Origin of the sequence: Kitasatospora hibisci, assembly GCF_043950205.1 — a bacterium.
GTDB lineage: Bacteria > Actinomycetota > Actinomycetes > Streptomycetales > Streptomycetaceae > Kitasatospora > Kitasatospora hibisci.
Window position 1 is genome coordinate 2221803 of record NZ_CP171642.1, and the last position, 13637, is coordinate 2235439.

The following is a 13637-nucleotide window of genomic DNA, read 5'->3' on the forward strand; positions in this document are numbered from 1 at the left end:
GGAAGGTGGACTGTGGTGGTGAGAGGTGATCACCGCAGGCCGATGCACGTGAGCCATCGGCGGGGAATGAGGTCGGCGGCCGTCAGCAGCACCAGCGCCGGCCCCGCGGCACCGTTGAGCAGGGTCGCGGCAGGCTCCGTCGCCGCCGGCCCGAGCAGCTCCGGCAGTCTCCGGGCGAGTCCGGGCAGCAGTCGGTCGCGCAGGGCGCGGGCCTGGGGCAAACGCGCGTGCCGCCAGAAGGCATCCGCGATGGCGCACAGGCCGGCCGCCCCGTGGCAGATGCCCAGGTCGTCTCCCAGCGACGGACCCAGCAGGTAGATCTCCTCGTCGAAGCGATCGCAGAACGCGGCGAAGACACGCAGCGCGCTGCTCTCGGCCTCGGCGTCCCCGGTGACCCGCGCCGTCTCCCACAGCGACCACGCGACGCCGGGAGAGCCGTAGCACCATGACTGGCGCAGGTCGTCGGGACACGGGCGAGGCTCCCCCGGGAGCCGCCCCGCCCTCGGCCAGGTCGGCAGTCCTGTGCTGTCGTCCACGAGTTGTGACAGCAGGAAGCCCTGCGCCCGTTCGAGCGCCGGCCCTACTGGGTGGGGCGAGCCGGGGGCCGTGCCGACGGAGGCCAGGGCCACGGCGATGCCGGACACACCGTGGGCCAGACTGGTGTTCACGCGGCCATGGCACCAGCCGAGTGCCGAGTCGGCCGGATAGCCGGTCACGCGCAGCGACGCCAGCCCGGGGCTCAGGCACAACGCCGACAGGTGGTCGACGTATGGACCCAGCCGCTCCATGCCCGCCCCTGCGGCCCGGAGTGCCAGTAGTGATCCACTCGGGCCGACCGCCAGGTCGTAATCGGCGAACGTCACGTCCGTGGCACGCCAGGGCCGCCCGGCGCCGAAATCGGCCAGCCGCCCGCTCAGACGGGAGAGCAGGGGGCGCAGCGGCTCGTGGGCCTCGGCGGCGACCGCCAGCCCGGCGACGTACCCGGTGAGCCCGCCGAAGAGCGCGGTTCCGCGGACCTCGCGGAGGCCGTGCAGCCAGCGCTCCAGCGCCGACACCGCCCGGTCCCGCTGCCGGTCGGAGCCGAGCTTCAGGAGGGCGGCGGCGAGGAAGGCGGGACCGGGGTCTCCCGGCCAGGCCACTGCACCGAGGCCCAGCGCATCCGCGCAGCTCTGGAGAGCCAGCTCGCCATGGTCCGGCATGGTCCTACTTCCGTTCGGGCAGCAGTCGCCGGCACAGGCCGGGGGAGACGGCCGCGGCGAGTCCGTCGCCGGTCGGGTCCGCAGGGAACCGCATCGTGATCTCAGCGGTCAGCCCCTCTCCGCGCTCGTCTGTGAACGGTGACGCTCCGGGCTGGGGGAGCATCTCCTCGAGGACGAGGTCGCCGGTCGGACTGTCGGCCGCCATCCTGTCCAACAGCCGCGGGGCGAGGACGCTGCAGAGGTCCACGGCCACCGGCTTTCCGCCGAAATACGTCGTGGCGAAGACCCAGCGAGGCACCCCGCGGTCCCGCTGCAGCCGCGCCAGCATGAGCATCTGCAGGGGAACCGAGGCGCCCGGCGGCAGTATCTCGGCGACGGGCACCCGCCACTGGGCGCAGGAGATGACGAGTTCCCCGCCCAGGGTCACCCTCGGGAGGCTGGCCAGCGACGGCAGCGCGGCCAGCACCCCGCCGAGTTTGAAAGGCCTCAGCAGACGCCGCGGACCGGCCGCGAGAAGGAGTCCGCCGAGCGTGTCCCACGGCGGCTCCATCCCCTTCGTGGCATGCAGGACCGGCCACAGCGTGGTCCCCTCTGCCTCGGCGATCGGCCGCCCTCCGTCGCGGCGCATGGTGATGGCGCCCAGTGCGACGTGGCGCATCGCGGCGTGCCGGTCCAGCGGCGCGTAGTAGAGGGTCCGGTCGGTGTCCCCGGTCCACAGGGAGGTGTATTCGGGCCTCCGCACGGCGTTCGCCGAGTGCGTGCCCAGGGACGGCACGCAGATCTCGACGAAGGCCGCTCCCGAACGGTCCTCGAGTCCGCTGAGGAAGGCGCGGTACTCGTCGCCGTCTTCACGGTCCGGGTGGAGCAGGGAGAGCGCGCCGGCGAAACGTGAGTCGATCACGCCGGACGGCATCACCGCGTCCAGGACCACGGACTCCGAGCCTTCGGAGCCCATCGGGCGCAGCATGGCCGTCATCGGCCACACCGGGCTGTGTGCGGGGACGCCCAGCCGGTCGAGCAGACCGGGGGTGAGGTCGATGGTCCCGGGGGAGGCTTCGGCCGACCGCGCGATGTGGTCCACCACGCGCGCGTACGGCGAGTCGCCCAGGTTCGGCTTCGGCCACCTGCCGTGTGTGTGGGCGCCGCCCTCACGGGTCTGCGGTGCGTTCCCGGTCACGTACTCGTGCAGGATGTCGAGCACGGGCCGCGGCTCGTCGCTCAGCAGCGCCAGGACGTTGGAGTCCTGGACACTCGGGCTGGCTTCGTCGTAGAGCAGGTCCGCAAGCCGCGAAGCGTGGGCCAGCAGCTCCTGCAGTCGCCGGGGCCCCGGCTGCAGGGTGAGATCGGCTGCCTGCCGGTACACGTCCGTGAACGCGGGGGATGCGTCGGTGTCCGGTGTCGACTCCGCCGGGCGCACATCGGGGAGGGGCGACCATGCGGGCTTCGATTCCGCAGCCATGCCCTGGGCCTGGAGGACGCCCAGCGTGATCAGGTGCTCGAGGAACTTCGACCAGGCGTCCGCGCTGAGCCGGGTGGTGCCGGTGTCCGGTGGCTGCCGGAGCTCGTGCCAGGGAACAGGGCCGTCCGACAGCCGGGTCAGGGCGGCGGACAGGACCGGAGTGCGGCGGATGCGGAATCGCTCGAGTCGGCCCCTGTCCTGCTGGGTCCAGACGACCAGGGCCTCGACCTCCACACGATGCAGTGGGGCGAGGGAGACCCGAGGGCAGGAGCAGGTCCCGCTGTTGGCACAGTGGGTGCCGTCGTACGCAGCGGCGTCCGCGGCGCCGGACGGAAGTGCGTGGCGCCGCCTCGCCGTGTACAGGTTCTCGACCCGGTGGACGGCCAGGGCATCGGCGACGGTGGTGGTCTTCGTCCTGGTCGCGTGGATCCGCAGCGGGGCGACATGGGTGAGCCAGCCGCGTGGGGTCGTCTTGGTGGCCGCCCTGGTGATCAGGCGCCAGAGGAAGTCCGACCGCTTGCGCAGCTGCTTGCCGTCCCAGTGCTCGCCCTCGGCCAAGCGCCGTCGGATGTCGGCGGTCACGTCGGGGTGGTCCTCGGCGAGGGTCTGCCACAGCACCTGTGTCTTCTGGGCGGTCTCCCAGGGCAGGCGGCCTGTACGCTCCAGCTCCGCATGGACAGCGGCCTGAGCGGACTGCCACTCCCGAACCGCCAGGGCGCCGGCCTGAAGGGTCGTCGCGATCTCCTCGGCCAGCTGCGTGCCTCCGGGCCCGCGCCGGGCGACATCGGCAAGCTCGTCGAGCTGGGCACTTTGCCGATGCCAGTCGACGAGGTCGTGCCCGACTCCGCGGTGCAGGGAGCGCCGAACGCGAAGCGCCTGGGCCCGTTCGGCCTTCGTCAGGTCCTCACGGGGGACGACGGCGTCGCCGATCCGTACCGCGGTCTGCTCGGCCAGGCGGTTGTAGCGATCCCGCGCCAGGTCGGCGCGCGTAATGAGGTCGAGCAGGTCGGAGCTTCCCCCGTCCGTCCAGAGGCAGACGGGGACCGAGGCGATGCGCAGCAGCTCGGTGTGCTGCGGGCTCATCGGGCGGGCCATTCGTGTTCCAGCACCGAGTACGTCGAGGAGTCGAGCCACTGGCCGCGGACGAGCGCGCTGTCGCGCCTGGTGCCCTCGTACCTCATGCCGACCTTGGCCATGACGTGGCCCGAGGCGGGGTTGGTGCTGTCGTGGCAGCCCCAGATGCGGTGGAGGCCGAGTTCGCGGAACCCGAAGTCGATCGTCAGGGTGATGCCCTCCGAGGCGTTTCCCGCCCGCCACAGGTCCCTGCGGACGAGGCCGCCCACCATGGCGCTTCGATACGGACCCAGCTCCAGCGTCGAGACACCGATCACCTCGGCATTCGCCAGGCCTTCCGCTGCGAGGATGTAACGCTCCCTCGGCTCCTGCGCGCTCGCCAGACAGGCATCGGCGATGTACTGACGGATCTGCTCGGTGGTCAGTGGATCCGATCCATACGGGTCCATCGTGGCGGCATCGCCGAGGATGGCCGAGAGCGGCTGCAGGTCTGCCTCCGTGATTTCACGAAGAACCATCGTCTGACCGGAGACCAGAACGGATCGCATGTCTTTTCCCCCAGTTACGACACCGCGGCCGAGAGATATCTCGGCCGCGGTGCTCATTTCGTACGTCAGCAGGCGCCGGCCGGGCTGCCCGAGACGCCGCAGGAGCCGTAGCCGGTCGGGAACTCCTTGTCGGCGCCCTCGATCGCGATCTCGGTGACGTCGATGTCAAGCTCGGCGACGAGCTCAGCGAGCTGCTTCTCCATGATGATTCCCCTCGGATTCGACGGATACCGGATTCCGGAAGCGGAATCCGACTTTCAAGCGGTGTTGCCTCTCGAGATGCAGAACGATCCTCATCCGCATTCGAACACATGTCAAACGATCACCCTTGTGATGCGGCTCACCGAAGGTTCCGCAGTAATCCTTTTTCCACTCCGCAGCAATAGATGCAGAGATCCGTAGTGCGGGGGTTTTCGACTCCGCAGGAATGTGATGAGGTGTCCGCAGGATTAATGAGCATGTCAAGCCCAGGGTGGGCGTGATGTCGCTCCGTCCGGCCTCGCCCCCTGTGGAAGGATCTCGATGAGTGCGGGCGCGGGGCCGGTTCCATTCGGGTCCGCTCCTTCGAGGGAAGGGGAGCCGCAGTCGGGCGGGCTGCCGTGCGGCCCGTGATTCAGGGCATCATTTCGAACAGTGCAGAGGGATTGGGTGATTCGTTTTGCTGAGCTTCACGGCGAACTGCCAGGCCATGCGAAGGGGGGACTCGGTGGTACTCCTCCGCCGCGCGGAGGGCGGGACGGGTCCTGCGAGGGAGGTCGCGATCGCGGCCACCGAAACCGTCGACCTGATTCTCGGCTTCGCGCAGGAAGCGGTGCCGGAGGACGCGATGGTCCGGCGAATGCTCGAGATGCTGCCCGCTGCCACCCCGGACATGTGCCGCGGATTCATTCGCAGACTTCATTCACTGGGGTTCCTGCTGGCCGCCGAAATTGGTCCGAGTCCGCTCGAAACAGTCCCGCAGAAATGGCCTGGGCTGAACACCGCTACCACGGACGAATTCGCGGAGGAGGTCAGGTCGGAGGCGAAGGAAGCGCTCGAGCTGCTTCGCCACCTCCTTCCCCCGGTCGTTCCGGATGCCGAGAAGAGGCTTCACCAGCGCTTCGTCGAGGCCTACGGAGTGGACAGTGCGGTGCCGCTGCCCGACGTACTGGACGATCACCGGGGTCTGGGAATCCCGGATCGACACCTGACGGAGGAACCGCCTGTCCCTGACACGTCGCTGCCGTCCGGGGCGGGCGAGGCCGTTCTCGCGTCCCTGCTGCACGAGTCCCTGGCCGAAGGACGTCGCGAGGTCCTGCTGAACGCCGAGCACGCAGCCGACGTCATGAGCAGCGGGGTCCCGGCAGACACGCGAATCGACCTGCCGTGTTCCGTCTCGGTGTCCCCGCTCGGACTCCGTGCTGACAGCGGGCCGGATCCCCTCCTCCTCGAGCCGGAGTTCGGCACGAGCTCAGGGTGGCGGCATATCACGCCCCAGACCCTCGCCGACCGGGAGACGGCGGTCCTCGTCCCCGTCGCAGCGCCGCGAACGGCCGCCGCTCCCCTCCACGGCCGACGCATCGTCGTGGACATCGCACCCACCCTCCCCGGCGACCTCCCTCTCACCGCGATCGGGCTCAGGGCCGACGCCCATCGGCTGCACGTCGTCGACCTCGAGCACGGAACGGTGCTGATTCCGGTGGCCGCGGATGACACGCCCGAATCGGCTCTCCCGCCAGTCGCGAGGTTGCTTCTCGCCCTCGGCCGACTGACGACCGGAGGACCCCTCGCTTGGTCGTGGGGCGCCCTCTCTGCTCAGCCCTTCCTCCCCCGTGTCCGGTACCGCCGCACCGTTCTCACTCCCGCGCGGTGGCGGGTTCCCGTGCGCCTGACCGCGGCCGCCGCAGAGGCCGGCCCGGCCTGGGCCACCTACCGGGACGCCTGGCAGGCCGGCTACCACGTGCCGGACCTCGTGCGGATACCGGATCCCGCGAGCGGCGGCCGTCGGCGCCTCGAAGTCGCAGTCCGATCCGACGAGTTCCGCGAGCTGATCGCCTCCGGGAAGCACGGGTACGTACTCGAGCCCGTGGGCGACGCCGGACCGGCGGAGGCCTCGCGCTCACCGCACGTCCACTTCCCCGTGGGTGCACCCTCCACATACGGCGAGCAGCGCCACCGGGTCCTGCCACCCATCCCGCGTCCCGTACGGCGATTCACGCCGAGTCGGCACCTCCCGGGCGGTGAATGGCTGTACGCCAAGATCCCCTGCCCCCAGCGCAGCCAGCCGCTGGTCCTCCTGCGCATCCACGACCGCCTCGCGACCGTTCTCACCGACGCCGTGGACCGGTGGTTCTTCGTCCGCTACCTCGACCAGGGCAGCGGACAACTGCGTCTGCGTCTGCACGGACAACCGGAACCCCTCCTGACGCAGGTCGTGCCGGTGCTGCGCGACACCGTGGCTGAACTCCACCGGGCGGGGCTCACCGGCGCCATGAGCCTGGACACCTACGACCAGGAGGTCGACCGCTACGGCGGCGCCGCGCTCATCGCGGACGCCGAGCGCCTCTTCGCCGAGGACAGCCGGTCCGTTCTGGACCTCTGGTGCCGCCACGGAGTGGCCGGGCCCTCCCTGGACAACGCGGTGGAAGGCGTCCTCGACCTGCTCCACGCTTTCGATCCCACACTCCGCTCAGCCTCCTGGATGGGACGCGTCTCAGGCGCACTGACCGAAGGAGGCCCAAGGCTGCAAGCCGACCGTGCGACGGAGGCGCGGACACGGCGCCCCGCGGCACAGCGCTTCGGACGACTTCTCCGGAAGCCCGACGAATTCGATCCAACGCGTCTGGCCAGGATCAACGAGAGCCTGGTCCACATGCACTGCAACCGCCTATTCGGGGTGGACCCTGAAGCCGAACTCCGGCTCACCAACGCCGTCCACCGAAGGCTCCGTCAGGTCCCGAAGACTGCCTGACTGCCCGCCAGCGGCGAGGCGAGCGCCGTCGCGGGCTCGGAGCGACCGATGAGGGTCGCCTGGAGCGCAACGGCTCAAACCCGGCATGGGCACGGCGCGTTGCAGGTAGGCTCAACAGATCATCATTGCTAAGGAAAGGCTGCGCTCACCGTCGCCCCTGGCGTCGAACACCGTCTGAGCCTCGAGCGGAGCAACGGTCAGTTCGGTCGGATGCGCGTCGGCTCCCGTTCCCTGTCCACACCGTGACCCACAGCGGATGATGCCCGTCGGGCGTGCGGTGCCGGGCGCAGGGCGGGCCGAGGTGCCACAGGGTGCACAAGAGTGGGTATCCATGAACATGCCGTACAACGACGACTACGAGCAGCGCACTGACGAGGCGGAACCGGCCTGGCACGCGACCCGGTCGCCGGCCGGCCCGCCGGACGGACACCTGCGGTCCTACGAGGGGGAGACGTACGACCCGTCCCCGACGATCGATCTCGCCATTCCGAGGCCGGACCAGAACCGGGTCCGCCCCGCAGGCCGGCATGCCGCGCCCCGCACCCCCGAAGCGGAGAGTGGTCCTGCTCCAGCCGAGGGCACCGACACCATAGACCAGGCCGCGAAACGCAGCTCCGGCCTCCTGAAGTCCAGCGCTCTGATGGCGGTCGGCACCATCGTCTCCCGGCTGACCGGCTTCCTCCGCACGCTCGCGATGGCGGCGGCGATCGGGGTCGGTACGCTGAACGACACGTACCAGGTCGCCAACGTCCTCCCGACGATGATCTACATCCTGGTCGCCGGCGGCGCACTGAACTCCGTCTTCATCCCTCAGCTGGTCCGTGCGATGAAGGAGGACGAGGACGGCGGCGAGGCCTACGCCAACCGCCTGGTGACCCTCGTTCTGGTGCTCCTGGGCTGCATCACCGTCGCATCCGTGCTCGCGGCCCCGCTCCTCGTGCAGATGATGTCACCGTCCATCGGCGACGATCCGCAGCGACTGGCGGTGGCCACGACTTTCGCCCGCTACTGCCTGCCGACCATGTTCTTCATGGGCGCGCACGTCCTGCTCGGACAGGTCCTCAACGCCCGGGGCCGCTTCGGCGCGATGATGTGGACCCCGGTCCTGAACAACATCGTGATCACCGCGGCCTTCGGCGGCTTCGTCTGGGCCTTCGGCAGCTTCGGCCACTCTGGCGTCACCGCCGACACCATCACCCCCGAAGGCGTGCGGCTTCTGGGCGCTGGCACCCTGCTCGGCCTGGTCGTGCAGGCCCTCGCCATGGGGCCGTACCTCCGCGCGACAGGGTTCAGGATCCGCCCGCGCTTCGACTGGCGAGGACACGGCCTCGGCAAGGCCATCGGCCTAGCGAAGTGGACCGTCCTGTTCGTCCTCGCCAACCACGCCGGTCTCCTCGTCGTCACCCAGCTGGCCACCTGGGCCGGACCGGTCGCTGAGAAACAGGGCCACCCCGGAACCGGCATCACCGCCTACAACTTCGCGCTGCAGCTGTGGCAGATGCCCCAGGCCATCGTCACCGTGTCAGTCATGACCGCGATCCTGCCGCGGATCGCCCGCTCGGCCAACGACGGTGACGTCGGCGCCGTGCGCGACGACATCTCCCACGGCCTGCGCACCTCGGCGGTCGCCATCGTGCCGTGCGCGTTCGCCTTCCTCGCCCTCGGCGTGCCGACAGCGACTTTCCTTTACGCGGGCGCAGGCCCCGGCGCGCAGAACATCGGCTACATCCTCATGGCCTTCGGCCTCGGCCTCATCCCCTACTCGGTGCAGTATGTGGTGCTGCGTGGCTTCTACGCGTTCGAAGACACCCGCACGCCCTTCTACAACACAGTCGTCGTCGCCGTGGTGAACGCCGCCGGATCCGGCATCGCCTTCGCCGTCCTGCCCGCACGCTGGGCCGTCGCCGGAATGGCCGCGGCCTACGGCCTCGCCTACGCGGTCGGCGTCGGAATCGCCTGGCGACGCCTGCGCCGACGTCTGGGCGGGGACCTCGACGGCTCACGGGTCATGCGCACCTACGCCCGGCTCGTCGCCGCCGCCGCTCCCGCGGCAGCCATCGGCGGCGCACTCGCGTTCGTCCTCCTCAACAACCTCGGCAGCGGCGTTCCAGGATCCCTCACCGCCCTTGTCCTGGGCGGCCTCGCGCTCCTGGGCACCTTCCTCGTCCTCGCGCGGATGATGAAGGTCCGGGAGGTCGACGGCCTGATCGGCATGCTCCGCACGAAGCTGGGTCGCTGAGCAACTCGTAACTCACAGGAGCCGCTGTCGTCGTTCCGATCTTGAGGGGCGCCGGTCGAACGGGAGTTGAGTGCGGCGGCCGCCGCGCATGAAAGCAGGGCCTCTTGGTAGCTCGAAGGGTGTCTACGCCAAAGAGCGGTCCAGGAGGCCCTGCTGTCGCAGTCCTGCGACATTGCGGGAGCGGGGTCCACTTCGGTCGCCCTCGCGTGTGACTGCCTGGCACACCGATGCGGAAACGCCGCCGATCGCGGGGTCCGTGCTCGCCGCTACCCGACGAACATGTCCGATGCGGAGCGGGCGCTGGTGCGGCCGCCGCTGCCGGTACCGGGCTGGCTGCGCGGGCGAGGCGGTCAGCCGGAGGCGTACTGCCACCGCGTGTTACTGGACGCGATCCGCTCCTGGTCGACAACGGAACGAGGTGGCGGGCCACGGCCACCGTCACACCGATCGCGCAGGACGTGCCGGAACCGCCCATCGACGTCACAGCGACGGTCCACCGGCCTGGCTGGCTGCTGCGAAGACGAGTCGGCAGACCTACAGGGCCTCCTCGATCGAGGCCGCAGAACGCGATTCCTCCTCGAAGAAATGCGACAGCACGGTTGAGCGCACATCCGAAACTGCAGGACGTCCTTCGTCCGTGAGGCAGCCGCCCGGGCGAACGTCTCACGGCTCGCCCGAGCGGTGTCCGCGGCACCCCGCTGGACGTCAGCCTCGGCAATTTCCAGGACTTCCCGCGCGGCGAGGAAACCCTCGATGACACGACGCACATCGTCCTGATCGTCCACGGCACTGCCTCCGGCGGGACTGTCCCTCCCCTCCCCAATGGCACCCTGCAGTCCCCACCCGCATGAACCACACGGCCCCTGTGGTGCCCAGGCGCCCACAAGTCACCGGCGAGAGGACGGCCCGCCGCGGGCCCGGCTTCAGGACCGGTCGTCGTGGTGACCGGGCTCCTGACGCGGCAGCCCGCCACGACGAGGCCGTCATACCGGCCTGCTGCGCGGCACCCTCCGCAATCGGCAGCACCGTCCGCGGATCCACCCGGTGACGACAGACTCTGATGTTACGTCAGAATTGTTTTGTGTCACATGAGGTAGCTTGCACCGATTCTGGAGGTAGGGATACGTGACCCGGTACAGCGTCGACCCTTCCCAACACGAGCTGATCGTCACCTGGGGAACCGGTGAGGGCGACCTCGCCACCCGCATCGCCACCCTCCCTGCCGACACGGACACCGGCGCGCTGATGCGCCTGGCCCGCGCGCTCACACAGCTGTCAGAGGCCGCGTGGCGCACCTACACCCACCCGGCCAGCGCCGCCGCGTCCCTGGAGCCCGACTCCGAGGGCTGGCGCCGCGCGGAGGAACGCAAGGCGTTCGACGAGGTCCCCGGTGCCATCACCCGGCCCAACCTCCCCCAGGACGGCATGCTCGACGTCGAATACAGCCCCCTGGTCGAGTCCGCTCACCGCGCCGGCCGCGCCCTGCACGCCCTCGGCAACGCGGACCTCACCGACGCCGTCCTCGCCGAAACCCGCACCGAGCTGGCCGCCGTGGAGAACGCCGAACTCGGCGACCTGACCGGCCGCGCCCGCCAGGCCGTACTCCTCAGCCGCGAAGGCGCCTCCCCCGTCCAGGTCGCCGCCGCCGACCGCCTCCTCGAACAGGACCCCTTCGGCCCCGCGGCACTGTTCACCGACATCGATCCCACCGCCGCGGCCGTCGCCGCGGCCCACTGGCTCGCCGCCGCAGCCGAGGTCACCGCCGAAGCCACCGGCCATGCCCCCACCGCCGTACTCTCCGAAGCCGACAACATCGAAGCCCTTCCCCACGAAACCCCCACCCACGTCCTCGAACTCCTCGAAGCCGGCGCCTCCCCGTACGACGCGGTCACCGGCCTCGTACGCCACGCCCTCCACATCGCCGACGGCCTCCTCCCCGACCCCGCCGGCCTGCGCGAACAACTCGAAGACATCGACGACAACCTCGCCCAACACACCGGCCCGGACACCGACCCCGAGGACACCGGCCTGCGCCTGACCCCACTCGACCCCCGGCGGCCCGCCCCCGACCTCCTCGAAGACCTCCTCGCCGGCATCCACGGCTGCTGGCTCCTCCACGAGGAATACGACGAACCCGACGACGAAGACGACTTCGGCGATGACGAGGACCGGGACGACGAGCACACAGGACAGCCCGGCATCGACCGCAGCCGGTTCGCCCGACTCGTCCGCGAAGCCGCAGCCGCCAACCGCGACCGGCTCATCTGACCGTCCGACTCGACCGCACGAGTAGCACCTCCGGCCCGCACACAACCTCCACAAGGACGTCCATACACGGGCCGGCTGACGTGACGCTCCCGACGTCGGCACGCCCACCCACCTCGACCTGGAGCCAGCGGTGGCCCGCCCATCCGGGCCGCATTTTGGTGACACTGTGCAACCAGGCCGAGGCCACGGGACGCCCGACCTTCAGGCCGAACATGCACCAGAGGACGAGAGCCCCGTACCACCCGCTTGGGCTCCCGTCAATAGAAAGGTCGTCCCGGCCTCCTGCTCGCACGTCCCCGCTTCGAGGTCCGAAGCGGGCATGAAGCGGTCCCGAAGCAGGGCCGGTGGTTACGCACGGTAGTAGTTTCCGGGTCCTCACGCCGTCCGTCCGAAATGGCGAGGCCGTCTCCCCATTCATTGGCCCGCCCAGGTGCGGGTCCTCACCGCGAGCCGCAGGTCAGGGGCCTGATTCGGCGTTGGTGATCGCATGGTGGTCGCAGACAACCCGATGGGCGGTCACCCCGCTAGCCTCCGCGAGCCGATCGAGCACCAATCGCCTCAGGAGGAACAGGAAGTGCGCAAGTCAGGACGGCCGGGCCGGGTCTACCGCCGTTGCGGATGCCGGGACGCAACCCGGCGTCAGCTCGGCGCCGGGTGTCCGCGTTTGACTGAGGAGGGGCACGGCACGTGGACGTTCGCCGTCGACATCCCCTCCCTCAGCGGCCGGCGGCGCACCGTGCGCCGCGGCGGGTTCGAGGACGACTTCGCCGCCGAGACGGCGCTGCGGCGCTTCCTCGAAGGGCGCCAGCTGGGGTTCGACGCGGACCCGCACGAGACGGTGGCCGCCTACCTCACCAAGTGGCTCAAGGACATGGAGTTCCTGCTCAAGCCCACCACCTACGCCCGCTACCGCACCTACGTGCTCTGCGAGTTGATACCCGTCTTCGGCAGACTGCGCCTGGAGGACCTCGCCCACGACCACATCTCCGCCTACCCCACGAGCAGCTCGAAGCCGGCCGCGGACGCCAGGCCGTCTACCACTGCCTCGCCACGCTCTCCAGCGCCCTCGGATCCGCCGTGCGCACCCACCGCCTGCCCTTCAACGCCGCCCAGCCCCTGCCCATGCGCAGGCCCCGCCCCGACGAACGCGTCCCCTGGAGCGCCGAGCAGGCCGTCGCCTTCCTGAGTCACTGCCGAAACGTCGACCCCGCCTTCGCCGACCTCTTCGAGGTCATCATCGGCACCGGCCTGCGCAAGGGCGAGGCGCTCGGCCTCCAGCGCCCCTGCGTGCGCCTGGACGACCGCGTCATGTACATCCGCCACACCCTGTCCGCGGTCGACAACCACGAACTCGTCCTGACCCCGCCGAAGACCAGGAAGAGCCGCAACTGGGTGCCCCTGTCCGAGCGGGTCGCCGCCGCCCTCCAGCGCGCCACGGCCCGCAGCACCGCCACTATCAACGGCCACGTCTTCCAGGGCCCCGACGGCCAGCCCCTCCACCCCGCCGCCGTCCGGCGGCGCTTCCACGAACTGCGCGAACAGGCCGCGCTGCCCCACGTCACCATCCACGACCTGCGCCACCTCGCCGCCACCCTCGCCCTGGAGGGCAACGTCTCCATGGCCGTCATCTCCAAGACCCTGCGGCACTCCACCCTGTCGACCACCGCGAACATCTACAGCCACCTGACCTGGGACGTCGCCAGGGCCGCCGTGAACACCATCGAGGCAAGGCTCCACCTCGTCCAAGCCCGCACCCGGCACGACCCGGACGCCCCCGCCCACGACGTCGGCTTGCCGAACCCGCTGGTCAGCCACGCGTCCTGACAGCCCCACCGCTGCAGGCGGCCCGGCGGACGCTCCTGGCCGCTGCGGCCACCAGGGCCGACAAGCAACCGGGATT

General features: G+C 70.2%; 9 protein-coding genes. 5 read left to right on the forward strand and 4 right to left on the reverse strand.

The features are described 5' to 3' along the window. Positions 1-29 precede the first annotated feature (29 nt). The 4 genes from ACF9IK_RS09465 to ACF9IK_RS09480 form a co-directional block, all read right to left on the reverse strand. Positions 30-1199 (reverse strand): lanthionine synthetase LanC family protein, encoded by a 1170-nt coding sequence (locus tag ACF9IK_RS09465; RefSeq protein ID WP_395293797.1) that lies wholly within the window; start codon positions 1197-1199, stop codon positions 30-32. Between the two features lie 4 nt (positions 1200-1203). Beyond that, a complete protein-coding gene (locus tag ACF9IK_RS09470; protein ID WP_395293798.1) occupies positions 1204-3741 on the reverse strand; it encodes a hypothetical protein in 2538 nt (845 codons plus the stop codon). Next, the gene (locus tag ACF9IK_RS09475) at positions 3738-4280 is read right to left on the reverse strand and encodes a GNAT family N-acetyltransferase (protein WP_395293799.1); all 543 of its coding nucleotides are present in this window, start codon (positions 4278-4280) and stop codon (positions 3738-3740) included. The genes ACF9IK_RS09470 and ACF9IK_RS09475 overlap by 4 nt, the downstream gene beginning before the upstream one ends. A gap of 65 nt (positions 4281-4345) precedes the next feature. Then, the gene (locus tag ACF9IK_RS09480) at positions 4346-4483 is read right to left on the reverse strand and encodes a hypothetical protein (protein ID WP_395293800.1); all 138 of its coding nucleotides are present in this window, start codon (positions 4481-4483) and stop codon (positions 4346-4348) included. A 455-nt stretch (positions 4484-4938) separates the two neighbouring features. On the opposite strand from ACF9IK_RS09480, the gene ACF9IK_RS09485 reads away from it, so the two are divergent. From ACF9IK_RS09485 to ACF9IK_RS09505, 5 genes are all read left to right on the forward strand, one after another. After that, complete coding sequence (locus ACF9IK_RS09485; RefSeq protein ID WP_395293801.1) at positions 4939-7230, forward strand: lantibiotic dehydratase; 2292 nt, start codon at positions 4939-4941, stop codon at positions 7228-7230. A 256-nt stretch (positions 7231-7486) separates the two neighbouring features. Further along, complete coding sequence (gene murJ, locus ACF9IK_RS09490; protein WP_395293802.1) at positions 7487-9469, forward strand: murein biosynthesis integral membrane protein MurJ; 1983 nt, start codon at positions 7487-7489, stop codon at positions 9467-9469. A 1125-nt stretch (positions 9470-10594) separates the two neighbouring features. Further along, positions 10595-11737 carry a hypothetical protein gene (locus tag ACF9IK_RS09495; protein ID WP_395293803.1) on the forward strand — a complete coding sequence of 381 codons (1143 nt, stop codon included), beginning with the start codon at positions 10595-10597 and terminating at the stop codon, positions 11735-11737. 664 nt (positions 11738-12401) lie between these two features. After that, on the forward strand, positions 12402-12923 hold the full coding sequence (locus tag ACF9IK_RS09500) for a hypothetical protein (protein WP_395293804.1): 522 nt from the start codon (positions 12402-12404) through the stop codon (positions 12921-12923). After that, on the forward strand, positions 12860-13561 hold the full coding sequence (locus tag ACF9IK_RS09505; RefSeq protein ID WP_395293805.1) for a tyrosine-type recombinase/integrase: 702 nt from the start codon (positions 12860-12862) through the stop codon (positions 13559-13561). The genes ACF9IK_RS09500 and ACF9IK_RS09505 overlap by 64 nt, the downstream gene beginning before the upstream one ends. Positions 13562-13637 lie beyond the last annotated feature (76 nt).